Source organism: Streptomyces populi (assembly GCF_002911015.1).
GTDB classification, from domain to species: domain Bacteria; phylum Actinomycetota; class Actinomycetes; order Streptomycetales; family Streptomycetaceae; genus Streptomyces; species Streptomyces populi.
The window spans coordinates 55355-78539 of the sequence record NZ_KZ626849.1 but is presented as its reverse complement, the minus strand read 5'-3'; the positions used below and the strand labels follow the sequence as shown (position 1 = coordinate 78539).

Below are 23185 nucleotides of genomic sequence, written 5' to 3'. Positions count from 1 at the left end.
CCCCGCGGGGACAGGGCGGGGCGGGACTTCCGAAGCACGTCCTAAGGGCTGTCCCGTAATCCCCGGTGGATCAGCGCGCGGCGTCAGATGCGGTGCATCGCAAGGCGGAGGGTCGTCCTCATACTGGGCGTATTCGGGCGATCCGACAACGCGGCGAGGTGCCGTAGCTGTCGTCGTGCGCCCGCCGGGGATTACGGGACAGCCCTTAGGGGGAGGGGACCGGGGCCACCGGTACTCCTCCGGCCGCGCTGCCCAGCAGCGTCAGTTCCACCCGCCCGGGTCCCGACGGCGTGGTCCCGTCGGACAGCACCGCGAGGGCCAGTGTGTTGTGCCCCCGTGTGCGCAGCACCCCGTTGGGCAGGACGAACGTGTGCTGCGGGCCCACGTCGTTGATGTACTGGCCCATGTTCCAGCCGTTCAGGAAGATCTGGACGCGGTAGGCGCGGGCCGGATCGTCCGTGAGGGTGAGCCCGATCGACGCGTCCGTCCCGCCGTCCACGGCGAGCCGGAAGCCGGTGCGGTACCAGGTGACCCCCTGGCGCCGCTCGGCGCGCGGGAACGCGGCCGGTCTCCAGCCGTCGTCCGCGAAGCCCGGCAGATGCCAGCCGTGCCGCTCCCCGTGCAGACCACCGGTGTTGAGCGGTCCGCGCACCGGGTCGGGGGCCGCCGCGCCCCGGATGCGCCAGCGGACCGCCGGAGCGGCCCCGGTGAAGGTGACGGCCGTCAGGCCCCGGGCCGCCTTGTGCGTGTCGTCGGCCCTGCCGTCCTCGTCGCGCTGCATCGGCCGGACCAGGACGGACAGCACGTGGGAGCGCCCCTCGCGCGGCCGGAGGGGGAAGGTGGCGGTGGCCGTCCAGGTCCCCTTGCGCACGGTCTTCTTGTCCGGCACCGGCATCCGGTGGGTGCCCAGCGGCTCACCGTCCAGCCAGGCCATCAACAGCCCCTGGGTGCCCGCGACGTAGGACAGGGACACGGAGTCCGCGCCACCCGCGTCCGCGAAGTGCCCCCGGTACCAGACGTCCCCGTAGTGGAAGCCGTAGTCGTCGGCGAACAGCACGGGCTGTCCGGCGGGTACCGGTGTGACGCTGTACGAGGTCGTCCTGTCGGTCACCCGCCACGCGGAGTCGTCGTGGTCGGCGGCCGACTCGGGATCGCCCTCGGCCCGGCGCCAGCCGGTCAGGGCGGGCAGCCGCACCGGGCCCGGGCCGGCCAGCGGCCGCTCGGCCCGCAGGCTCCCGGAAGCGGTGACGTGACACTTCGAGGCGCGGCCGTTCCAGACGAGTTCGCTCATCCCGCGCGGCCCCCACACCTCCAGGTCCGCCGCCCCCGTCGTGTCGCCGGTGAGGTGCGCGGCCGGGCCGCGCAGGACGGCCGTGCGCAGCAGCGCGGGGCCGCGTACCAGCACCGGACCCGAGGGGGTGTCGTGGCGCCACAGCAGGCGGGAGCTCTCGTCGTCGGCGAGCAGCAGCAGGAGGGGCGCCGCGACCCCGCCGTCCTCCACCCGGACCCGGGTGATGCCGCCGAGCACGGCGTCGACGCGCAGGACCCCGTCCTCGTAGCCGTGTTCGGCCTCCCCGTCCAGCACGGTGACCCTGGGCTCGCTCGTGGCCTCCAGCCAGGTGCTGGTCGACTCGCCCGCCCGGCCCGTGAACACGGCGATGTCCTGCCGTCCGGCGGTCAGCCACAGCATCGGCTGGGCGGTGGACCGGTTCAGCCTGCGCCGCCCCAGGGCGATCCCGGCGGCGAGCAGCCGCGCGTCGAGGCCCGGCACCGGCACCGCGACGCCCGCTCCGCCGAGCGTCGCGGTGGCGACGGCCTCGGCGGGCGTGTCGTTGCGCAGCACCTGGAAGCGCGCCCCGGTGTCGGGATTGACCAGGTGGTACGCCTTGATGCCGGGGCCCGCCTGCGTGCCCTCGCCGGGGGGCGGGTCGGCGCGGTCGAGTTTGGCCAGGTCGGGCACCGATTGCAGCAGCCGGCCGATCTGCCGCATCGGGACGAGCTTGCCGGTCGGCTGCCGCGCCTCGTCGATGGCGGCCCCGTAGTCGTACGACGTGTAGACGATCGGCGCCGGCAGCCAGCCCCAGGAGGTGCCGCCGAAGGTCATGTAGACGTTGTGGACCGTGATGCCGTTGGCGAGGTTGGTGAGGTAGAAGCGCCGCTCGTAGGCCGCGTCCCGGGTGCGGCGGGACTCGGCGTAGCCGAGGCCGTCGAACTCCGCTCCGCCCCAGGGATCGAACCAGCCGCCCCCGAACTCGGGGATGAACCCCGGGGTGTCCGGGCTGGCGGTCGAGCCGCCCGTGATGCCGCCGGGGCCGAAGTGCCCCCAGTCCGGCGGTGTTCTGAAGGGCGAGGGATAGCCGTCGAAGCCGTAGAGGTAACGCCCGCGCTCACCGCCGGTGTCGAAGCTGCCGGGGACCCAGTGCCCGTTCCTGCCCTTGTCGTTGTGGAAGAGGGGGACGTCGATGCCGTCGGCGCGCACCTTGGCGTACAGGTGCGCCATGTAGTCGCGGCCCGCGGCCTCGGTCACGTGGTTGTCGTACTCGTTCTCCAGCTGGTACAGGACGATCGTGCCGCCGCCGTCGGTGTGGAGGTGGCGGACGGCGATGCGGTCGACGGCGGTCAGCCACTGGTCGACGTGCTTCAGATAGGTGGGGTCGGAGGTGCGGGCCGTCCCCGGAGTGGCCGTCAGCCAGCCGGGGAAGCCGCCCGCGTCGACCTCGGCGTTGATGTACGGGCCGGGGCGCAGGATGACGTACAGCCCGGTCTCGGCGGCGGTGCGCAGGAACAGGTCGAGGTCGCGGACCCCGGTGAAGTCGTACTGCCCGGGTGCGGGGGAGTGGTAGTTCCACGCGACGTAGATGCTGACGGCGTTGTAGCCGTGCGCGCGCATCTTCTGTAGGACGTCCCGCCACAGGGAGGGGCTCGGCAGCCGGAACGGGTGGAACTCGCCCGACCAGATCACCAGGCGTCTGCCGTCGATCAGCATCGAGTAGCGGTCGAAGCCGACCGTGTGCTTCCTGCCGTCGGCGGAGGGCGGCGCGGGTGCGGGCCCGGTGGGTGCGAGGGGCGCCCTTCCGGCCGCGCACGCCTCGTCGCTCCCGTTGCCGCTCAGGGAGAGGCCGAGGGCGGCGGTGCCGGCGAATGCGCTGAAGGTACGTCTGCTCAACACCATGCGGGTTCTCCCGGGGGACGGCGACGAGGGCTCCCCCCGTCCGGTCCGAGCCCGGGACGTGGGGGAAGGTGCGGCCATTGTCCACATGGGCAGGTCATTCGATGGTCGTATGACGATCTCGGCGCGAGGGATTACCCGGTATGGGCGCGACCGGAGCGGCCCGCGGGTTCGCGGACCGCCCCGGTCTCCGTGGGGGGAAGGACGGGATCAGCTCGTCTCGACGCCGAGCGTCAGGGTGCCGGTGTAGCCGGCGGAGGTGGTGCTGCCGAGGGCCGTCAGGGTCAGGAGGCCCGAGGAGGCGCCTCCGTCGTCGTAGATGGAGTCCTGGGCGAGGGTGGTGCGGGTGACCTTGTTGGTGGAGTACGGGGACACCTTGGCCATCGCCGTGGTGATCGTCTCGTTGAAGAAGAGCTGGCCGGTGTGGAGTTCCCGGCCGCCGGTGAAGGAGCCGTCGGAGGTGAGGGTGACGCCGGTGTGCACCTTGACGTGGATGTGCACGCAGCGGCCCCGGTACCAGCCGGGGTAGAGGGTGGTGATGTTCGCGACGCCGGACGCGTCGGTCAGCACGCCGCCGCGCAGGAACGTGCCGTCGTCCGGCTCGCTGTGGCCGTTGTTGCCGACGAAGCCGGAGTACTCGCCGAGCGCGTCGCAGTGCCAGATCTCCACGAGGGCGTTGCCGATCGCCGCGCAGGTGGAGTCGTCGACGACGGTGAGGGCCAGCTTGAGGGGGGCGCCTGCCTTGCCCTCGGTGATGTCGGAGCGGACGAGCTGGCCGTCGAGGTAGTAGGGGCCTTCGGTCATCTCCTTGGTGAGGGTGCAGACGGCCGCGGCGGCGGGGGCCGCGGCGGCGAGGTCGGCGCCGGTGGCGAGGGACGGGGAGGGGGCGACGGGGGCCGTGGCGGCCACGGCCAGTGCCGCGGCGGAGGCGCCCGTGGCGATCAGTACGGTCCGGCGCCCGACAGGGGTCTCCGGCGTGTCTTTCGTGGGGGTGTCTGTCATGAACACGGCACCGTAGGGACGGATGCTGTCGGTAGGCTGTCAGTTCCGCAAAGTGACAGCCCGTCAAGCTCCTTGTTGGACACGTTGCCCGGCCGCCGGCCGCACGGCGGTACGACGGGGCGGGGCGCGAAAGAGGCGGAGACGCCGGCGGTTCGGTCCGCGCGGCGCTCCGCCGTGAGGTCCGGCGCGGGGTGCTCGGCGCCGGAGAGAAGGGTCTTCGGGCGCCGGGCGGGGATACCTCCGCCCCTGTGCGCGCCTTCGGTCGTGGGCGGCTCCCCGCGGCCGGCCCGTGGGGAGGCCGGCCACGCGGGAAGCCCGCCCGGCCCGTGGGGAGGCCGACCGGACGGGAACCGCCCGGTGGTGTGACAGGCCCTAGCCGGCCTGGTTGTACAGCATGGCGCCGACGGCGCCCCAGCCGCCGTTGCCCGACGACTGGGGTGGGGGAGGCTCGGGCTGCGTCCTGCCGCGGACCTGGGCCGCCGTCAGGCCGCCCTGCGCGCCCATGGAGGCCGCGCCCGCCATGCCGGGCATGCCGGTCTGGGCGGCCGGCTGGAGACCCGGCGACTGGGCCGGGGCCTGCATGGCCGCGGGCGGCATCTGGGCCGGCATCCCGCCGGGTCCCTGGGGCGCGGCCGGCCAGCTGGCGGGCTGCGGGGAGGAGTAGGCGGGCTGCGGGGCGGAATAGCCCGGGGCCTGGGCGGGCTGCTGGGCCGGGTAGGGCGAGGCCGCGGCGGGACGCGGCTGCTGCGGAACGGAGGGCAGGCTGGGCTGCGGGGCGGCGGCCGCCACCGGCTGGGGCACCGGGGCGGGCTGTCCGGGCCAGGCGTTCGCCTGCGCGGCCAGCCCCTGCACACCCGCCCCGTTGGTCGAGCCGACGAGACGGTCCACCATGGCCGTACCCGAGCCGTAACCGGTCCCGTTGCCCAGCTCGGGTACGGCGGTCTCCTTCTTGGACCCGTAGAGCACCTGCTCCAGGCCCGCCACCAGGCGGCGCACATCTGTCTGGGGACGTACCACGAGTCTCAGGAAGCGGCTGGACGAACCGACCTTGTTGCCGCACTCGCGGACCAGGATGCGGTGCTCGGTGAGCAGCCGGTCCCGGACCACGGTGCCCTCGGCGCCGACGGGAAGACGGACGAACAGGAAGTTGCCCTGCGAGGGGTAGATCGTCAGACCGGGCAGCGCGGAGAGCTGGCGGGCCATGTCGAGCCGGTCGCGGCGGACCATGTGCAGGCTCTCCATGTACTCCTTGCCGTGGTTCTTGAGCATGAACACCACGGTCTCCGCGAAGGAGTTGAGGTTCCACTTCGGCAGCATCGAGCGGACCTTGCCGGCCAGCGAGGGGTTGGCGACCATGTAGCCGAAGCGGATGCCGTGCAGGCCGAAGTTCTTGCCGAGGCTGCGCAGCACGATGACGTTGGGTCTCATCACCGCGTCCTCGACCACGCTGGGCTCCGACTCGGCGTCGGCGAACTCCAGGAAGGACTCGTCGATGACGATCAGGTCCAGGTCGGCCAGCGCGTCCATGAACTGGATGACCGACTGGCGCGGCAGGAAGCCGCCGTCGGGGTTGTTCGGGTTGCAGATGACGGCGACCTTGGTGCCGCGCGAGCGGATGAACTTGGCGTACGCGGCGAGGTCGAGCGCGAAGCCGTTGGACTCCTGGAGCGGGAACATGTCGACCCGCTTGCCGGTCTCCATCGGCTGGTCGGTCCAGCGGCCGAACGTGGGGACGGGTATCGCGAGGGACTCACGGACCAGCAAGTGGTCGATCCAGGTGATGAGTTCGGTCGAACCGTTGCCCATCGCGACGCACTGCGGCGGAAGCTGGAGCAGCGAGCACAGCTCGCTGGTGATCGTGTCGGCGCTGCTCGGGTAGTAGGTGATGATCTCGCGCAGCCGGCCCGCGAGTTCGTCGAACATCGCGGGGGTGGGGAAGTACGGGTTGCAGGGGATGCAGAAGTCAACCGGACCGGCTCCGTCGCCCTCCCGCGTCAGTGCGGCCATCGACGGACTGTGCGCCGCGGTGCCGCGAAAGAGCGAGGTGACATTGCCGGCCATGGAACCTCCGTATAGGGCGAGCCCGCTGGGGAGGACGGGCCCCCGTTATCTGGGTGGCCCGCGCGGGGGAGCACGGGCCGCCCTCTCATACGGATACGGATGCTGCGCCGTTCAATCGTCGTGTGATCGTGCGGATTTTGTGAACCGGCTGTGAGGTCCGGTCACGTACCGAACGAGTGGACCGTGCTGGTCCGGTAGGTCTGACCCGGCCGCAGCACCGTCGAGGGGAACGACGGGTGGTTCGGGGAGTCCGGGAAGTGCTGGGTCTCCAGGCACAGGGCGTCGCCCTGGCGGTAGACGTGACCGCCGGTGCCGACCAGGGTGCCGTCCAGGAAGTTGCCCGAGTAGAACTGCAGGCCGGGTTCGGTCGTCGCGATCGAGAGGGTGCGGCCGGAGGACGGGTCGCGGAGCGTGGCGATGTGCTCGGGCCTCGCCGTGATCCCCTTGTCGAGGACCCAGTTGTGGTCGATGCCCTTGCCGTACAGGAGCTGCTGGTGGGCCACCCGGATGTCCCGGCCGACGGTCTTGGTCCGGCGGAAGTCGAAGGGGGTGCCGGCGACCTTCGCCAGTTCCCCGGTGGGGATCAGGCCCGAGTCGACGGGGGTGTAGCGGGAGGCCGCGATCTCGAGTTCGTGGTCGTAGATCGAGCCGCTGCCCTCACCGGCGAGGTTCCAGTACACGTGGCTGGTGAGGTTGACGACGGTGGCCCTGTCGGTGGTGGCCGCGTAGTCGATGCGCCAGTCGCCGTGCCGGGTCAGGGTGTAGGTGACCTTCGCCCGGAGGGTGCCGGGGTAGCCCATCTCGCCGTCGATGCTGGTGTGGTGCAGGACGAGTCCCACGTCGGAGCCCGAGGTGAAGCCCTCCACGTCCCAGACGCGCTTGTCGAAGCCCTTGGCGCCGCCGTGCAGGCTGTTGACGCCGTCGTTGACGGAGAGCTGGTGGCTCTTCCCGTCGAGGGTGAACTGCCCCTTGCCGATGCGGTTGCCGTACCGGCCGATCAGGGCGCCGAAGTACGGGCTGGAGGCGACGTAGGAGTCGAGGTCGCCGAAGCCCAGCGAGACATTGCGGTACCTGCCGTGCCGGTCGGGGATCTCCAGGGACTGGACGATCCCGCCGTAGGACAGGACCCCCAGCCGCGTCCCGCCGTTCTCCAGCGACCACCGGTGGACCTTCGTCCCGTCGGCGAGCCGGCCGAAGAGTTCCCTCACGGGCTTCTTCCCGCCCGCTGCGTGCGCCGTGCCGACGGTGGCCGCGGTCAACCCCGCCGCCGCCGCTGCGATGACCGTACGTCTGCTCGTTTCCATTTCGCGGCTCCTGCCCCATGGAGAGGGGCCCCGCCTTCTGGCGGGGCCCCGGCTGACTTACGAACCGACCTTGCGCTTGTTCCACACGTCGAACCCGACCGCGGCCAGCAGGGCCAGGCCCTTGATGACCTGTTGCCAGTCGGTGCCGACGCTGAGGAGGTTCATACCGTTGTTCAGCACGCCGAGGACCAGACCGCCGACGATCGCGCCGAGGACGGTACCGACACCGCCGCTCATGGACGCGCCACCGATGAACGACGAGGCGATCGCTTCCAGCTCGAAGCTCAGGCCGGCCTTCGGAGAGGCCGCGTTCAGGCGGGCGGCTACCACCAGACCCGCCAGGGCCGCGAGCATGCCCATGTTCAGGAAGACATAGAAGGTGACCTTCTTGTCCTTGACGCCCGACAGCTTCGCCGCCGGGAGGTTGCCGCCGATCGCGTAGATGTGGCGGCCGAAGACGGCGTTGCGCATGACGTAGCCGTAGCCGACGACCAGCGCGCCGAGGATCAGCAGCACGATCGGCGCGCCCTTGTAGCTGGCGAGCATCAGCGTGACGGTGAGCACCGCGGCGACCAGCGCCACCAGCTTGAGCAGGAACAGCTTGGCCGGCAGCACGTCCAGCGAGAACTCCTGCTGGCGCTTGCGGTCACGGACCTCCTGGAGGACCACGAAGACGATCACGACCAGGCCCAGCAGCAGCGTGATGTTGTGGTAGTTGGTGGTCGGGCCGACCTCCGGCAGGAAGCCGTTGCCCATCTTCTGCAGGCCGCCCGGGAACGGGCCGAGGGTCTGCCCCTTGAGCAGGATCTCGGTCAGACCGCGGAAGATCAGCATCCCGGCGAGGGTGACGATGAAGGACGGTATGCCGAGATAGGCGATCATGAATCCCTGGACCGAGCCCGCCGCGGCGCCCACCAGCAGGCACAGCACCAGGGCGATCGGCCACGACACACCGTGCTGCACCGTCAGCACGGCCGCGAACGAGCCCACGAACGCCGTCACCGAGCCGACCGACAGGTCGATGTGGCCCGCGATGATCACCAGCATCATGCCGATCGCGAGGATCAGGATGTAGCTGTTCTGCAGGACCAGGTTGGAGATGTTGTGCGGCAGCAGCAGGCTTCCGTCGGTCCAGACCGCGAAGAGGGCGACGATCAGGCCGAGGGCGATCAGCATGCCGTACTGGCGCATGTTGCTGCGCAGGCCGTCGAGCATCACCCGCACCAGGTTCTCCCCGGTGTCGCCGGTCCCGTCCTTGCCCGGCGGTGCCTCGGCCGGGGTGTTGGTCACATCGGTGCTCATCGCGTTACCTCTTTGTCCTTCGTCATCTGACGCATCAGCACTTCCTGAGTGGCCTCGCCCCGCGAGAACTCACCGGTCAGCCGCCCCGCGGCCATGGTGTAGATGCGGTCGCACATGCCGAGCAGTTCGGGCAGCTCGGAGGAGATGAAGACGATCGCCTTGCCCTCGGCGGCCAGCTTGTCGATGACCGTGTAGATCTCGAACTTCGCCCCCACGTCGATGCCGCGGGTCGGCTCGTCCAGGATCAGCACGTCCGGACCCGCGAAGATCCACTTGCTGAGGACGACCTTCTGCTGGTTGCCGCCGGAGAGCTTGCCCACCGGCTCGAAGACGGTCGGCGCCTTGATGTTCATCGACTTGCGGTAGCGCTCGGCGACCTGCCGCTCCTCGTGCTCGTCGACCACGCCCCGCTTGGCGACCTTGCCCAGGGCGGTCAGCGAGATGTTGCGGTTGATGGTGTCGATGAGGTTGAGCCCGTAGTGCTTGCGGTCCTCGGTGACGTACGCGATGCCGTGGCCGACCGCCTCCGCGACGGTCCTGGTACGGATCTCCTCGCCGTCCTTGAGGACCGTCCCGCCCGCGTAGCGGCCGTACGACCGCCCGAAGACGCTCATCGCGAGCTCGGTGCGGCCGGCACCCATGAGGCCCGCGATGCCGACGATCTCCCCGCGCCGCACCTGCAACGACACGTCGTCGGCCACCTTGCGCTGCTGGTCGATCGGGTGGTGCACGGTCCAGTCGCGGATCTCCAGCGCCGGGGCGGCACCCTCCTCGGGGTGGTGCGGGGTGCGCTCGGGGAAGCGGTGGTCGAGGTCCCGGCCGACCATTCCGCTGATGATCCGGTCCTCGGTCGTCTCCGGCGCCTTCACGTCGAGGGTCTCGATGGTCCGGCCGTCCCGCAGGATCGTCACCGAGTCGGCGACCTTGCGGATCTCGTTGAGCTTGTGGGAGATGATGATCGAGGTGATGCCCTGCTTCTTCAGCTCCAGGATCAGATCCAGGAGCTTGTCGCTGTCCTCGTCGTTGAGCGCCGCGGTCGGCTCGTCGAGGATGAGCAGCTTCACCTTCTTCGAGAGCGCCTTGGCGATCTCCACGAGCTGCTGCTTGCCCACGCCGATGTCGGCGACGCGGGTCTCGGGGTGATCGCTCAGACCGACGCGGCGCAGCAGTTCGGTGGCGTGCCGCAGGGTCGTGTTCCAGTTGATGAAACCGCGCTTGGCGTGCTCGTTGCCGAGGAAGATGTTCTCCGCGAGGGAGAGGTAGGGCGACAGCGCCAGTTCCTGGTGGATGATGACGATGCCGTGGTGCTCGCTCGCCCGGATGTCCTTGAAGCCGCAGACCTCTCCCTCGAAGAGGATCTCACCCTCGTAACTGCCGTGAGGGTGGACGCCGGAGAGCACCTTCATCAAGGTGGACTTGCCGGCGCCGTTCTCACCGCAGATGGCGTGGACCTCGCCCTGCTGGACGGTCAGAGTGACGTCCGACAGCGCCTTGACGCCGGGAAAGGTCTTGACGATCGAGCGCATTTCCAGGACGGGTCCCGCCATGGTCGTGCCTTCCAATCCGTAAGGTTCGACGCTTACTTGAGCTGGTCCGCCGTGTAGTAGCCACCGTCGACCAGGACCGACTGGTAGTTGGACTTGTCGACGCTCACCGGCTGGAGGAGGTAGGCGGGGACGACCTTCGCGCCGTTGTCGTAGGTCTTGGTGTCGTTGGTCTGCGGCTTCTTGCCCTTGAGGGCGTCGTCGGCCATGGCCGAGGCGATCTTGGCCAGCTCACGGGTGTCCTTGTAGACGGTCTGCGTCTGCTCGCCCGCGATGATCGACTTCACCGACGCCAGCTCGGCGTCCTGGCCCGTGAGGACCGGCAGCGGCTTGTTCTTGGAGCCGTAGTCGTCCGACTTCAGCGCCGACAGGATGCCGATGGAGATGCCGTCGTACGGGGAGAGGACCGCGTCGACCTTCTTGCTGGCGTACGACTTGGTGAGGATGTCGTCCATGCGCTTCTGGGCGGTGGCGCCGTCCCAGCGCAGGGTGGTGACCTGGTTGAGCGCGGTCTGGCCGGACTGGACGACGAGCTGCTTCTTGTCGATGTAGGGCTGGAGCACCTTCATCGCGCCGCCGAAGAAGTACTTCGTGTTGTTGTCGTCGTTCGAGCCGGCGAAGAGCTCGAGGTTGAACGGGCCCTTCTTGGAGCCGTCCGCGAGACCGAGCTTCTGCAGGATGTAGTTGCCCTGGAGCTCGCCGACCTTCGAGTTGTCGAAGGACGCGTAGTAGTCGACGTTCTTCGAGCCGAGGATCAGACGGTCGTAGGCGATGACCGGGATGTGGGCGTCCGCCGCCTCCTGGAGAACGTTGTCCAGGGACTTGTTGTCGATGGCCGCCACGATCAGCGCCTTGACGCCCTGCGTGATCAGGTTCTCGATCTGCGAGACCTGCTGCTGCGGGTCGTCCTGGCCGTAGACCAGCTTGGTCTTGTAACCCTTCGCCTGCAGGTTCTTGACGACGTTGTTGCCGTCGGCGATCCAGCGCTCGGACGACTTGGTCGGCATCGCGATGCCGATCGTCCCGCCCTTGCTGCTGCCCTTGTCCTCCTTGCTGCCGCCTTCGCCGTTCTGGCCACAGGCGGTGAGGGTGAGGGCGAGGGAGGCGGCTCCGGCTACGGCGGCGATGGCGGCTCTGCGGTTACGCATGATCATCATCCTTGATGTCTGGGACCGGGTTCGGTCTCGCGGAGCTCGAAGCTCCGGGAGCTCTGAGCGAAGAAGGCCGAGAAGGTGTGTTGGATTGTGCGCGACTGTGTCTGCTTGTGTGAAGGGGGTTTGTGCGAACGTTATGAGGGAGTGTCGAACCGTGAGAGCGCCCCGGGCAGGCGGGAGCCGAGCGGAGCCATGTCGCCGCCCGCTCCGTGGCGTGCCAGCAGGTCAAGGGCGAGACGGCCGCGCCGCACCCTTTCCCGGGCCGTGCTCAGGGTCAGGTCCCGCAGATGGTGTCCGTACGGGTAGATCCCGGGGGTCTTGGACAGCCCGAACTTCAGGTACAGCGGCGCGCCGCGCCGGATCAGCTCGGCGACCTCGTACATCCGGATGTACCCGCCGAGATCGTCGGGGGCCTCGATGTACATGTCCATGGGGGCGGCGGAGACCCGCCGGATCTCGGTGAGGTGATCGAGCGTCAGGTCGCTCGGCACGTTCAGCGAGTCGGCGCCGAGCTTCTCGTACACGGCGTACGAGGCCGGGTTGACCGGACCGATCAGCGCCGAGACCTTGAAGGTCGTGTCGGCCGGGATGATCCCGGCGACCCGCGCCCGGTGCAGCGTCCACAGCACGCCCTCGTCGGCGACGAGCAGGCACTTGACGCCCAGCTCCGTCGCCCGGACGGCGTCCTCGACACAGCCGGCCACCGCGTCGTGGCCGCGGGCCCGCAGCCCCGCGCCGCGCGAGTCGCTGCGCGTCGAGGCGCCGATGTCCCAGGTGCCGCGCGGGCCGGTGAACAGGCAGAGTTCGATGTCGTGCTCACCGGTGGCCTCGACCATCTCGGTGATCTCGTCGTCGGTCAGCATCCAGACACCGCTGCCCTGGCTGATCCGGTGGATCGGCACGTCGAGCCGCGAGGCCTCCTTGAGGACCACGGCGAGCGCCTCGGGGCCCTCCACGGAGGGGACCTCGGTGCGCCAGCGGCCGCCTCCGGGGAAGGTGTGCGGCGAGGCGTCGTCGGGGGAGAGGGCGGGCGCGGCCAGGCCGAGTGCGGCCAGTGCGGGCTCGCCGGGGCGACGGGGCGCCGTGGGAGGGGCGTCGGTCACAAGCTGTCCTTCATTGTTCGATATTTCGGGCATGGTTCGCGACGGTGGGCGCGAGGGCCTGGTGCACGCCGGTACGGGGCCGTCAGGAAACCCCGTACCGGCGTGCGGCTCGGGTGGTCAGGGCTTCAGCAGGACCTTGCCGACCTTCGGATCGCCGGAACCCACCAGCTCGATGGCCTCCGGGAACGCGGAGAGCGGCAGTTCGTGCGTCACCAGCGGCGACGGGTCCAGCAGACCCGCACCGAAGACCCGCACCGTGTGCGCCCAGGCGTCCGGCGGCGCCCCGAACACGGTGTGCACCTCCAGTTGCCGTACGACCAGATCGGTCGGGTCCAGGCCCTCGGCGCCCGGCGCCGGGATCCCGGTGAGGACCAGGCGCCCGCCGCGCCGCAGCAGGGAGGCGGCGGTGCGCGCGGCGGACGCGGACCCGGCGGTCTCGACGACCACGTCGAAGTCGTCGGGGAGTTCCTGGTCCCGGGTGCGGAAGTCGGTGGCGCCGAACTCCTTCGACAGCGCGGCCCGGTCCGGGCGCGTGCCCACCACGAGGAGCTCGGCCGGAGAACCGGCCTTCAGGAACTGCACGGCGAACATCCCGAGCGTCCCGGTGCCCACCACGGCCACCCGCTCACCGGGCCGCGCGTTCGCCTTGAGCGCGGCGGCCGCGATGCAGGCGGCCGGCTCCAGCAGGGCGGCGGCCGTCAGATCGGCGTCGTCGGGCAGGACGTGGAGCAGCCGGGCCGGCAGCGTCAGCGTGGCGGCCATCGCCCCGGGGACGGTGAAGCCCGTCTCCTCGTACCCGGCCGTGCACAACGTCGTCTCGCCCGCGTGGCAACGGTCGCAGACCTGGCAGTTGCGGAAGCCCTCGCCGACGACCTTGCGGCCGACGAGCGCCGCGGGGACGCCGGCGCCGACCTCCTCGACGGTCCCGGACCACTCGTGGCCCGGGGTCAGGGGGTAGCGGACGTACCCCTCGGGCCGGTTGCCCTGGTAGACCTCGCGGTCGCTGCCGCAGATGCCCGCCGCGTGCACCCGTACGAGCGCCTCGCCCGCGGCCGGGCGGACCGGCTCGTGCGGGACCAGCCGGTGCTCGCCCGGGCCCTCGACGACGACCGCGGTGCTCACTGCGTCCCCTTGGGCTTGCGCTGCTCCCAGCCGTCGGCCCACAGGTCGAAGCGGGCCTGCTGCTGCGGGAACTCCGCCGCCGCGTCGACGTCCAGCTCGACGCCGAGGCCCGGCTCGTGGGACAGCTCGAAGTAGCCGTCCACGACCTGCGGGGCGCCCTTGACGACCTTCTTGATCTCCGCGTCGGCGAAGTCGTTGAAGTGCTCCAGGATCTTGAAGTTCGGCGAGGTGAAGCCGACCTGGAGGGAGGCGGCGGTCAGGACGGGACCGCCGACGTTGTGCGGCGCCACCAGCATGTAGTGGGTCTCGGCGGTCGCGGCGAGCTTGCGGGTCTCCCAGATGCCGCCGATGTGGCCGACGTCGGGCTGGATGATGTCGACCGCCTGGCTCTCGAAGAGCTCGCGGAACTCGATGCGGTCGTGGATCCGCTCGCCCGTGGCGACCGGCATGTCGACCTTGGCGGCCACCTTCTCCAGCGCCTTGAGGTTCTCCGGCGGCACCGGCTCCTCCAGCCACGCGGGCTTGAAGGGCGCGAGTTCGCGGGCGAGGCGGACGGCGGTGGACGGCGAGAAGCGGCCGTGCATCTCCAGCATCAGCTCGGTCTCGGGCCCGATCGCGTCGCGCACCGCCTCGATGAGCGACACCGAGTACAGCGTGGCCTCGTGGTCGAGCTCGAAGTGCCCGGTGCCGAAGGGGTCGATCTTGAGGGCCCTGTAGCCCCGCGCGACGACCTCCTGGGCGGCCTTGTGGTAGGCCTCCGGGGTCCGTTCGGTGGTGTACCAGCCGTTGGCGTACGCCTTGACCCTGTCGGTGACCTTGCCGCCGAGGAGCTGCCAGACCGGCACCCCGAGCGCCTTGCCCTTGATGTCCCAGCAGGCCATCTCGATGACCGCGATGCCGGACATCACGATCTCGCCGGCGCGTCCGTAGTCGCCGTACTTCATCCGGCGGACCAGGTCCTCGACCGCGAACGGGTCGGAGCCGAGAATATGGTTGGTCCGCGCCTCGTGCAGGTAGCCGATCAGTGCGTCCGTGTGGCCCAGCATGCGGGTCTCGCCGACCCCGGTGATGCCCTCGTCGGTGTGCACCTGGACGTAGGTCAGGTTCCGCCAGGGTGTCCCGACCACGTGTGTGGTGATTCCCGTGATGCGCACGGCAGATGCCCCCTGTGCTTTCAGCTCTGTTCGAAATTTCGTCACACGTTCGAAATGCTGGCGTGACAGTAAGGACGCCGTGCGGGGGGTGTCAATGGGTCGCGCGCACAACGGTTCAGAGTGATGGGCGCAGGATGGCGGGCGATCTTCGGGGGCGGCGGTGACCGGCGGGCCGGAATCATCAATTCCACACAACATCTTCACAACTGCGCCTAGGAACGTTACCGGCGGTGACCCTAGTCTTCCCGCGTCATGGACTACTGCCACGTGTGCCGCAGGCACCTCGACGGCGCTCTCGACTGTCCCGGGTGCGGCACCCCGGTCGACGAACGCGAAGCGGACGCCGACGCCGACGTGCGCCACGGTGAGGGTGCCGACGCCGGCGTGCGCCACGACGAGGGCGACGACGTCGAGCGGGGCTCCCGGCGGGCCGCGCGCCGGCGCGGGGGCCGTGTCCAGGACGCCGGGGCGGGATCCGGGGGCCCGGGTGACCCGCGGGGTCCGGCCGGCACCGGCCGCCGCGACCGCAGGGCCGCCGCGCATCGCCGCAGGCGCCGCCGCACCCTGTACGTGGCCGTGGGCTTCGTCCTCGCGGCGAGCGGTCTGAGCCTCGCCGAACTCGGCGTCGACGCGCCCGGACTGGGGTCGAGCCCCGCGGTGGCGGAGTCGTCCGACGGCTCGGCCTCGCCGACCGCGTCCGCGCTCCTGAAGAGTTCCCCCTCCGCCTCCCCGTCGGGCACCCGCGCGCCCGTCCCCTCGCCGTCGGCCTCCGGACCCGCTCCCGCCTCCCGTTCCGCTTCTCCCACGGCGACGAGCGAGGAGAGCGCCGGGGGCGGCGAGCCCTCGGCCGCCGGCACCCTCCCGGGCTCGTCCGTCTCGGCCTCGGCCCCCGCCTCCTCGGACCCGACCGCCTCGGTCCCCGCCTCCTCGGACCCGACCGCCTCGGCCTCCGTCACCGCGGCCCCGACGGCCTCGGCCTCCGCGCCGGCCCCCACGTCCTCGGACGACTGCGAACGCTTCCTGTGGTGGTGCACGTAGGCGTGCCGCCGTCCGTCACCGGGTGACCCCTCTCCGGGCGTCCCCGGCGGTTCCGTCCGCCCGGACGGAGGCCGCGGGCCGGCTCCGCCCGGCCCCCGGGGGGACCGTCGCGCGGGCGCGGCGGCCCGGGAGGCGGCGTGCCGTGTCCCGCGGGCCGTGCGGGTCCGGCTCCGGACCCCGCGGGGCGCTCGGGGTCCCGTGCGGCGAGCGGGGCGCCGTGACGGGTTCCGCTCACCGCGCCGTGACGGGTTCCGGTTTCCGCGGCGCCGGACGTGCCGGTGCTCGCGGCACGGGGTGTCCCGGTCCGCCGCGAGGCGCCCGCGCCCTCAGCCGCCGTCGGTGCCGGCGCTCTCGCCCAGCATGCGGCGCAGCAGGTCGCGCAGGGCCAGCCGCTCCTGGTCCGAGAGCTCCGCCAGGGGTTCGCGGGCGAAGTCGAGCGAGTCGCGCAGCCCCCCGGCGATCCTGCGGCCCTCGGCCGTCGCCGCCGCCAGTTTCACCCGGCGGTCCGCCGGGTCGGGGCGGCGCTCCACCAGCCCCCGGGTCTCCAGCCGGTCCACGATCCCCGTGACGTTCGACGGCTCGCACCTCAGCTTCTGCGCCAGACGGCGCATCGGCAGCGGCTCCAGCGAGAGCAGGCTCAGCAGCCGCGCCTGCGCGCCGGTGAGGGCGTGCTCGGCCGCCGCCTCCTCGTACTCCTCGTGGTAGCGGGCCACGACCGTGCCGATCAGCTCGACGACCTCCACGGTCAGGGGGTCGATCCGTGGTCTCTTGTGGGTGGCCATGCTCCCGATCCTACCGCGTTGCTTGACATCATGAAATATTCAGGCGCATGGTTGTTTTAGATAGTCAAGCATTTGACCCGCTCGCCAGGCACCGTGAAAGGCGCACCCTCATGTCCGAGACCTTCCAGCTTCCCTCCACCGGCCGTGAATGGCACCTGGTCAGCCGTCCGGTCGGCTGGCCCCAGCCCTCCGACTTCGCCCTGGTCGAGGCCGAGGTCCGGCAGCCGGGTCCGGGCGAGGTCCTGGTGCGGAACGCCTACGTGTCGGTCGATCCGTACATGAGGGGCCGCATGAGCTCGGCCAAGTCCTACGTCGCCCCCTTCGAGCTCGGCAAGACCATGCAGGGCGGCGCGGTCGGCGAGGTCATCGCCTCGAACGCCGAGGGCATCGAGGTCGGCGACCACGTGCTGCACTTCCTCGGCTGGCGCGAGTACGCCGTCGTGGACGCCAAGCAGGCCGTCAAGGTGGACCCCGAGGCCGCGCCGCTGTCGACGTACCTCGGCGTCCTCGGCATGACCGGCCTCACCGCGTACGCCGGGCTCCTGCGCACCGCCTCCTTCAAGGAGGGCGACTCCGTCTTCGTGTCGGGCGCCGCCGGTGCCGTCGGCAGCCAGGTGGGCCAGATCGCCCGGCTCAAGGGCGCCTCGCGCGTCATCGGCTCCGCCGGGTCCGACGAGAAGGTCAAGCTGCTCCTGGAGGAGTACGGCTTCGACGCGGCCTTCAACTACAAGAACGGCCCGGTCTCCGAGCAGCTGCGCGAGGCCGCCCCCGACGGCGTCGACGTCTACTTCGACAACGTGGGCGGTGACCACCTGGAGGCGGCCATCGGCCGGCTGAACCGGGACGGCCGCATCGCGGTCTGCGGCATGATCTCCGTCTACAACAACACCGAGGCCGCCCCCGGTCCCCGGAACCTGGCCCGGCTGATCCAGACCCGCGGCCGCATCCAGGGCTTCCTCGTCGGCGACCACTACGACCTCCAGCAGGAGTTCGTCCAGGAGGTCGGCGCCTGGATCCGCTCCGGCGAGCTGAAGTACACCGAGACGGTCGTCGAGGGCATCGAGAACAACCTGGAGGCCTTCTTCGGCGTCCTGCGCGGCGACAACACCGGAAAGATGATCGTCAAGCTCTGACCCGGCGCCACGGCACGAGGGCCGCACCCCCTGGACGGCGGGGTGCGGCCCTCGTGCCTCCGGGGAGCGGCGGCCGCCACCACGGACTGTGGCCCGGCGCGCCGCCCCGATAAGGTCTTCCCATGCGCGATCTTGGGGTGGGCTTCGGCTATTTGCTGCGCGGCCAGCGGTGGGTGGTCCGGCACGGGAAGAGTTTCGGGTTCGGGCTGCTGCCGGGGCTGATCACGCTCGTGCTCTACGCGGCGGCACTCGTCGCCCTCGGCGTGTACGGGGAGGACTTCGTCACCTGGGCGACGCCGTTCGCGGACGACTGGTCCAGCCCCTGGGCGGGCCTGTTCCGCGGCTTCCTCACCGCCGTCCTCTTCGCCCTCGCCCTCCTCCTCGCCGTCCTCACCTTCACCGCCGTCACCCTGCTCGTGGGCCAGCCCTTCTACGAGAGCCTCTCGGAGAAGGTCGACCGCGACGTCTCCCCGGACGGCACGGCCCCCGAGTCGGGGCTGCCGCTCTGGCGCGAGCTGTGGATCTCCGCGCGCGACAGCCTCCGCATCCTCGTGCGGGCCCTCGTGTGGGCGGTGCTCCTCTTCGGGCTCGGCTTCGTCCCGTTCGTCGGCCAGACCGTCGTCCCGGTGCTCGGCTTCTTCGTCACGGGCTTCTTCCTCACCGAGGAACTCGTCGCCGTGGCCCTGCAACGCCGCGACGTCGACCTCCGGGCACGCCTCGCGCTGCTCCGCTCCCGCAAGACACTGGTCTGGGGCTTCGGCACCCCGCTGGGCCTCGCCTTCCTCGTGCCGTTCGTCGCGGTGTTCCTGATGCCCGGGGCCGTCGCCGGCGCCACCCTGATGGCCCGGGACCTGCTCGGCGAGGAGATCCGCGAGGGCGGTGCGGACGAGGACTCGGAGGAGGACTCCGAGGACGGCTCCGAGCGGACGTCCGAGGCGCGGAGCGCCACGTCCTGACCGTCACGCCCGCCGTCGCCGTCACGCCCGCCCGGCCGACGACCGGGCCGCGGGGCTGACGACCGGGCCGCGGCGCCGGGGCGTGGCGTGGGTGAGGTCCGCCCCGAGCCGCTCAGTCCTCGCCCAGCAGGGTCAGGAAGTCGCGGAACGCGGCCGCCATGTCCACCGACTCCGGGTCGAGCAGCCACTGGTACTGAAGACCGTCCATCACGGCGACGAGCAGGGGAGCGGCGCGCTCCGGCGTGAGCCCGCTCGGCAGCCGTTCCCCGTACTCGGCGCGCAGCGCCGCGGCCATGTCCGCGCGCACCGTGGTGTAGCGCCGGGTGAAGAACTCGCGGGCCGGATGCCCCTCCGTGACGCTCTCGCCGAGCAGGGCCGAGAAGGTCTGGATGATCCCGGGCCGCATCGCGTTGTACTCGACCAGGGAGACGAGCAGGTCGGCCCGCCAGCCGGCGCCCGGCAGGGCGTCCCACTGGTCCCGCTCCCTGAGCACGGCGACGAGCAGGGCCTCCTTGGTGGGGAAGTGGTGCAGCAGGCCCTGCTGGGTGAGGCCCACGCGCTCGGCGACCGCGGCGAGGCTCGCGCCCCGGTAACCGCGCTCGGCGATCACCTCCAGCGCCGCGCGCACGATCTCGGCGCGCCGCTCCTCGCTCCTGGTCCTGGTCGCCATGGCGTCACCGTACGGCATCCGATCACCCCGATCATAACGGCAGGATAACGAAACCTACCGATCGACAGGTGGCCGATGCACGATGAGGAGAACCGACGGCTTTCAACGAGGAGGTGCCGCCATGGCGGAGACCGCGGCGGGGACGGCGAAGGACCATCAGGACGCGGAGGCGGACGCGGCCCGCGAGGCCGTCGTCGAGGCGGCCCTCGGCAGGCTCGGCCTGGACGCGAAGGCCCGGCTGCTGTCCGGGCAGAACATGTGGACCCTGCCCGCGCTCCCCGAGATCGGGCTGAGGTCCCTCGTCATGTCCGACGGCCCGATCGGCGTCCGCGGTGTCCGCTGGAGCGCCGACGACCCCTCCGTCGCGCTCCCCTCGCCCACCGCGCTCGCCGCCGCCTGGGACCCGGAACTGGCCCGCCGCGCGGGCGTGCTGCTCGCCCAGGAGGCGCGCCGCAAGGGCGTCCACGTCCTGCTCGCCCCCACCGTCAACCTCCACCGTTCACCGCTCGGCGGCCGCCACTTCGAGGCCTACAGCGAGGACCCGCTCCTGACCGGCGCGATCGGCGGCGGCTACGTCCGGGGCGTCCAGTCCGGCGGGGTCGCCACCACCGTCAAGCACTTCGTCGCCAACGACGCCGAGACCGACCGCTTCACGGTGAACAACCTCGTCTCCGAACGCGCCCTGCGCGAGCTGTACCTGGCGCCCTTCGAGACCATCGTCGAGACCGCCCGCCCGTGGGGCGTCATGACCGCCTACAACTCGGTCAACGGCACCACGATGAGCGAGCACCGCCGTCTGGTGAACGAGGTCCTGCGCGGCGAATGGGGCTTCGACGGCTTCAACGTCTCCGACTGGAAGGCCGCCCGCGACACCAGGGCCGCGATCGAGGGCGGCCTCGACGTCGCCATGCCCGGCCCCCGGACCGTCTACGGAGAACCGCTCGCCGCCGCCGTGCGCGCGGGCGAGGTCGCCGAGGCCGCGGTCGACGCCGCCGTGCGCAACGTGCTCCGGCTCGCCGCCCGCGTCGGTGCCCTGGAGGGCGCCGAACCCGTCGTGACCGAGCCCCCGGCGGCCGTGGACGGGCGGGCGCTGGCGCGCGAGGTGGCCCGCCGGGGCTTCGTCCTCGTCCGCAACGAGGGCGCCCTGCCGCTCCCCGGGGGGCACCGGGTCGCCCTCGTCGGCGCCGCCGCCCGCGACGCCCGCGTGCTCGGCGGCGGCTCCGCCGTCGTCTTCCCCGCCGGGATCGTCTCGCCCCTCGACGGCCTCACCGCCGCCCTGCCCGAGGGCAGCGTGACGTACGCCCTCGGCGCCGACCTGGCCGTCGAACTCCCCGTGGCCGACAAGGGGTTCGAGCTGCGCGCGGTCTGCCGCGACGCGGCCGGAGAGGTCGTCGCCACCGCCTCCGCCCCGAGCGGCCACATCCAGTGGATGGGCGACGACCTGCCCGAGGGCGCCACCTACGACAACCTCCACAGCGTCGAACTCACCGGCACCTTCACCCCGCGCGAGTCCGGCCCGCACACCTTCGGCATCAAGGGCCTCGGCGCGTTCACCCTCACCGTCGACGGCACGACGTACTTCGACGACGTCCAGCGAACCGCCGAGGACGGCCCGTTCGTGACGTTCTTCGGCGCCCCGGTGGCGCGCGGCCGGGCCGAACTCACGGCGGGCGCACCGGTGGAGGTCTCCCTCACCCACGTCGTCGCGATCCCCGAGGACGTCCCGGTGAAGGGCGTCCGCTTCACGCTCGCCCACCAGGAACCCGTGCGCGACGGAGACGAGCTGATCGCCGAGGCGGTCGAGGCGGCCCGCGCGGCCGACACCGCCGTCGTCGTGGTCGCCACCACCGACCGCGTCGAGTCCGAGGGCTTCGACCGCGCGGACCTGGGGCTCCCCGGCCGCCAGGACGAACTGGTCCACGCCGTCGCCGCCGCCAACCCCAACACCGTCGTGGTCGTCAACTCCGGCTCGCCCGTGGAACTCCCGTGGCGCGACGAGGTCGCCGCCGTGCTCCTGAGCTGGTTCCCGGGCCAGGAGGGCGGCGCCGCCCTCGCCGACGTCCTCACCGGCGCCCACGAGCCCGGCGGCCGCCTCCCCACCACCTGGGGCTCCCTCGCCGACGCCCCGGTCACCCAGGTGCGCCCCGAGAACGGCGAACTCCCTTACACCGAGGACGTCTTCATCGGCTACCGCGCCTGGGAGAAGGAGGGCAGGACCCCCTCGTACCCCTTCGGGCACGGCCTCGGCTACACCGACTGGACGTACGAGTCCATCGAGGCCGAGGGCACGACCGTCACCGTCCGCGTCCGCAACACCGGTGAGCGGACCGGGCGCGAGGTCGTCCAGGTCTACCTCGCCCCCGCGGAACCCGGCACGGAGCGGCCCGCCCAGGTGCTGGCCGGCTTCGCCGGGGTCGAGGCCGCGCCCGGCGAGAGCGTCGAGGCCGTCGTGGAAATCCCGCGCCGCGCCTTCGAGATCTGGGACACCGCCACGGACGCCTGGGCGTTTGTGAAGGGTTCGTACGAGATTCGGGCAGGCCGTTCCCTCACGGACCGCCGCCTGCGCACGATCATCGAGGCGTGAACGACGCGCCCTCCTTCGGCCGGCCCCGGTCCGGAACCTGACCTCCGGACCGGGGCTCGCCGGTACTCCCGGCGGCGTCCTCCGCGACCCCGCCCTCCGTGCCCCTGTTCCCCGGGGCGGTGCACCTAGGGCCGTACGGAGAACCCGTACACCGTCGCGGACCGGTACACCCCGCCCGGCCGCAGCTCGGTGCTCGGGAAGGCCGGCCGGTTCGGGGAGTCGGGGAAGTGCTGGGTCTCCAGCGCGATGCCGTCGTTGGGCGCGAACGGGCCGCCCAGGTGGTCGGCGGTGTAGAACTGTAGACCCGGTTCGGTGGTCGCGACCCTCAGCACCCGCCCGGACGCCGGGTCGTACAGCTCGGCGACCTCCACGGGAGCGTCGCTGACCCCCTTGTCGAGCACGTAGTTGTGGTCGTAGCCCGCTCCGGTCTTGCGGGGCTCGCGGAAGTCGAAGCGGGTGCCCTCGACCGGGTCGAGTTCCCCGGTCGGGACGAGGTTCCCGTCCACCCGGGTCAACCGCGAGGCGTCGAGCCGCAGTTCGTGTCCCAGCGCGCTGCCGGAGCCGGCGAGGTTCCAGTACGTGTGGTTCGTCAGGTTCACCACGGTCGGCGCGTCGGTGACCGCCTCGTAGGCGATCCGCAGCGCGCCCCGCTCGTCGAGCGTGTACGTCGCCGAGACCTCCAGACGGCCCGGGAAGCCCTCCTCGCCGTCCGGGCTGACCCGGGAGAGCCGGACGCCGTGTTCGACCGGCTCCGCATCCCACACGCGCTTGTCGAAGCCGCCGTCCCCGCCGTGCAGCGAGTTGGGCCCGTTGTTCGGCTCCAGGCGGTACGTCGTCCCGTCCAGGGAGAAGCGCGCACCCCCGATGCGGTTCGCGTACCGCCCGACCAGCGCGCCGAGATACGGCTCGGGATGGGCCGTGTAACCCTCCAGGGCGGAGAAGCCCAGGGTCACGTCCGCGGCCCGCCCGTCCCGGTCCGGCACCTCGGCCGACTGCACGATCCCGCCGTACGTCAGCACGCGCACCCGGACCCCGGCGCGCTCCAGCGTCCAGCGGTGGACCCGGGTGCCGTCGGAAAGTGTGCCGAAAAGTTCACTCATGAGGGAA

At 71.4% G+C, this 23185-nt stretch carries 17 protein-coding genes; 4 read left to right on the top strand and 13 right to left on the bottom strand.

What is annotated here, in order from left to right; translation table 11 throughout:
* Positions 1-205: 205 nt before the first annotated feature.
* The 10 genes from CW362_RS08185 to CW362_RS08140 all read right to left on the bottom strand — a co-directional run bounded on the left by CW362_RS08185 (position 206) and on the right by CW362_RS08140 (position 14915).
* Complete coding sequence (locus CW362_RS08185; RefSeq protein WP_103548694.1) at positions 206-3172, bottom strand: beta-galactosidase; 2967 nt, start codon at positions 3170-3172, stop codon at positions 206-208.
* 207 nt (positions 3173-3379) lie between these two features.
* Entirely contained in the window at positions 3380-4171 is a 792-nt protein-coding gene (locus tag CW362_RS08180; protein WP_103548737.1) for an intradiol ring-cleavage dioxygenase, read from the bottom strand.
* A gap of 372 nt (positions 4172-4543) precedes the next feature.
* Entirely contained in the window at positions 4544-6232 is a 1689-nt protein-coding gene (locus CW362_RS08175) for a pyridoxal phosphate-dependent aminotransferase (protein WP_103548693.1), read from the bottom strand.
* Positions 6233-6393: 161 nt separating this feature from the next.
* Positions 6394-7536 carry an aldose epimerase family protein gene (locus CW362_RS08170; RefSeq protein WP_103548692.1) on the bottom strand — a complete coding sequence of 381 codons (1143 nt, stop codon included), beginning with the start codon at positions 7534-7536 and terminating at the stop codon, positions 6394-6396.
* 57 nt (positions 7537-7593) lie between these two features.
* Positions 7594-8838: a multiple monosaccharide ABC transporter permease gene (mmsB, locus tag CW362_RS08165; protein ID WP_103548691.1), complete on the bottom strand. Its 1245-nt coding sequence runs from the start codon at positions 8836-8838 to the stop codon at positions 7594-7596.
* Complete coding sequence (mmsA, locus tag CW362_RS08160) at positions 8835-10385, bottom strand: multiple monosaccharide ABC transporter ATP-binding protein (RefSeq protein WP_103548690.1); 1551 nt, start codon at positions 10383-10385, stop codon at positions 8835-8837. The genes mmsB and mmsA overlap by 4 nt, the downstream gene beginning before the upstream one ends.
* A 32-nt stretch (positions 10386-10417) precedes the next feature.
* On the bottom strand, positions 10418-11530 hold the full coding sequence (chvE, locus tag CW362_RS08155; RefSeq protein ID WP_103548736.1) for a multiple monosaccharide ABC transporter substrate-binding protein: 1113 nt from the start codon (positions 11528-11530) through the stop codon (positions 10418-10420).
* Between the two features lie 140 nt (positions 11531-11670).
* Positions 11671-12639: a hypothetical protein gene (locus CW362_RS08150; protein WP_103548689.1), complete on the bottom strand. Its 969-nt coding sequence runs from the start codon at positions 12637-12639 to the stop codon at positions 11671-11673.
* 117 nt (positions 12640-12756) lie between these two features.
* Positions 12757-13761 carry a zinc-dependent alcohol dehydrogenase gene (locus CW362_RS08145; RefSeq protein WP_103548688.1) on the bottom strand — a complete coding sequence of 335 codons (1005 nt, stop codon included), beginning with the start codon at positions 13759-13761 and terminating at the stop codon, positions 12757-12759.
* On the bottom strand, positions 13758-14915 hold the full coding sequence (locus CW362_RS08140) for a mandelate racemase/muconate lactonizing enzyme family protein (RefSeq protein ID WP_103548687.1): 1158 nt from the start codon (positions 14913-14915) through the stop codon (positions 13758-13760). The genes CW362_RS08145 and CW362_RS08140 overlap by 4 nt, the downstream gene beginning before the upstream one ends.
* Before the next feature lie 252 nt (positions 14916-15167).
* On the opposite strand from CW362_RS08140, the gene CW362_RS08135 reads away from it, so the two are divergent.
* Positions 15168-15953 (top strand): SCO2400 family protein, encoded by a 786-nt coding sequence (locus tag CW362_RS08135; RefSeq protein WP_103548686.1) that lies wholly within the window; start codon positions 15168-15170, stop codon positions 15951-15953.
* A 326-nt stretch (positions 15954-16279) separates the two neighbouring features.
* Here the strand turns inward: CW362_RS08135 and CW362_RS08130 are convergent, their stop codons facing one another.
* Entirely contained in the window at positions 16280-16735 is a 456-nt protein-coding gene (locus CW362_RS08130; RefSeq protein WP_103548685.1) for a MarR family winged helix-turn-helix transcriptional regulator, read from the bottom strand.
* A gap of 110 nt (positions 16736-16845) precedes the next feature.
* On the opposite strand from CW362_RS08130, the gene CW362_RS08125 reads away from it, so the two are divergent.
* Positions 16846-17868, top strand: a complete 1023-nt coding sequence (locus CW362_RS08125; protein ID WP_103548684.1) for an NADP-dependent oxidoreductase — start codon at positions 16846-16848, stop codon at positions 17866-17868.
* A gap of 122 nt (positions 17869-17990) precedes the next feature.
* Entirely contained in the window at positions 17991-18824 is an 834-nt protein-coding gene (locus CW362_RS08120; RefSeq protein ID WP_103548683.1) for an EI24 domain-containing protein, read from the top strand.
* A gap of 112 nt (positions 18825-18936) precedes the next feature.
* Here the strand turns inward: CW362_RS08120 and CW362_RS08115 are convergent, their stop codons facing one another.
* Positions 18937-19512: a TetR/AcrR family transcriptional regulator gene (locus tag CW362_RS08115; protein ID WP_103548682.1), complete on the bottom strand. Its 576-nt coding sequence runs from the start codon at positions 19510-19512 to the stop codon at positions 18937-18939.
* Between the two features lie 103 nt (positions 19513-19615).
* Between CW362_RS08115 and CW362_RS08110 the strand changes: the two genes are divergently transcribed.
* Positions 19616-22078, top strand: coding sequence for a glycoside hydrolase family 3 protein (locus CW362_RS08110; RefSeq protein ID WP_103548681.1), 2463 nt, complete (start codon positions 19616-19618; stop codon positions 22076-22078).
* 125 nt (positions 22079-22203) lie between these two features.
* On the opposite strand, the gene CW362_RS08105 is transcribed toward CW362_RS08110, so the two are convergent.
* A complete protein-coding gene (locus tag CW362_RS08105) occupies positions 22204-23178 on the bottom strand; it encodes an aldose epimerase family protein (protein ID WP_103548680.1) in 975 nt (324 codons plus the stop codon).
* Positions 23179-23185: the final 7 nt, after the last annotated feature.

What these genes read in the sequence shown, in the direction of transcription:
- CW362_RS08115 (WP_103548682.1), bottom strand. Translation starts at nt 19,512, where the DNA reads ATGCCGTACGGTGACGCCATGGCGACCAGGACCAGGAGCGAGGAGCGG.
- CW362_RS08180 (WP_103548737.1), bottom strand. Translation starts at nt 4,171, where the DNA reads ATGACAGACACCCCCACGAAAGACACGCCGGAGACCCCTGTCGGGCGC.
- CW362_RS08185 (WP_103548694.1), bottom strand. Translation starts at nt 3,172, where the DNA reads ATGGTGTTGAGCAGACGTACCTTCAGCGCATTCGCCGGCACCGCCGCC.
- chvE (WP_103548736.1), bottom strand. Translation starts at nt 11,530, where the DNA reads ATGCGTAACCGCAGAGCCGCCATCGCCGCCGTAGCCGGAGCCGCCTCC.
- CW362_RS08135 (WP_103548686.1), top strand. Translation starts at nt 15,168, where the DNA reads ATGGACTACTGCCACGTGTGCCGCAGGCACCTCGACGGCGCTCTCGAC.
- CW362_RS08105 (WP_103548680.1), bottom strand. Translation starts at nt 23,178, where the DNA reads ATGAGTGAACTTTTCGGCACACTTTCCGACGGCACCCGGGTCCACCGC.
- mmsB (WP_103548691.1), bottom strand. Translation starts at nt 8,838, where the DNA reads ATGAGCACCGATGTGACCAACACCCCGGCCGAGGCACCGCCGGGCAAG.
- CW362_RS08120 (WP_103548683.1), top strand. Translation starts at nt 17,991, where the DNA reads ATGCGCGATCTTGGGGTGGGCTTCGGCTATTTGCTGCGCGGCCAGCGG.
- CW362_RS08175 (WP_103548693.1), bottom strand. Translation starts at nt 6,232, where the DNA reads ATGGCCGGCAATGTCACCTCGCTCTTTCGCGGCACCGCGGCGCACAGT.
- CW362_RS08170 (WP_103548692.1), bottom strand. Translation starts at nt 7,536, where the DNA reads ATGGAAACGAGCAGACGTACGGTCATCGCAGCGGCGGCGGCGGGGTTG.
- mmsA (WP_103548690.1), bottom strand. Translation starts at nt 10,385, where the DNA reads ATGGCGGGACCCGTCCTGGAAATGCGCTCGATCGTCAAGACCTTTCCC.
- CW362_RS08110 (WP_103548681.1), top strand. Translation starts at nt 19,616, where the DNA reads ATGGCGGAGACCGCGGCGGGGACGGCGAAGGACCATCAGGACGCGGAG.
- CW362_RS08130 (WP_103548685.1), bottom strand. Translation starts at nt 16,735, where the DNA reads ATGGCCACCCACAAGAGACCACGGATCGACCCCCTGACCGTGGAGGTC.
- CW362_RS08125 (WP_103548684.1), top strand. Translation starts at nt 16,846, where the DNA reads ATGTCCGAGACCTTCCAGCTTCCCTCCACCGGCCGTGAATGGCACCTG.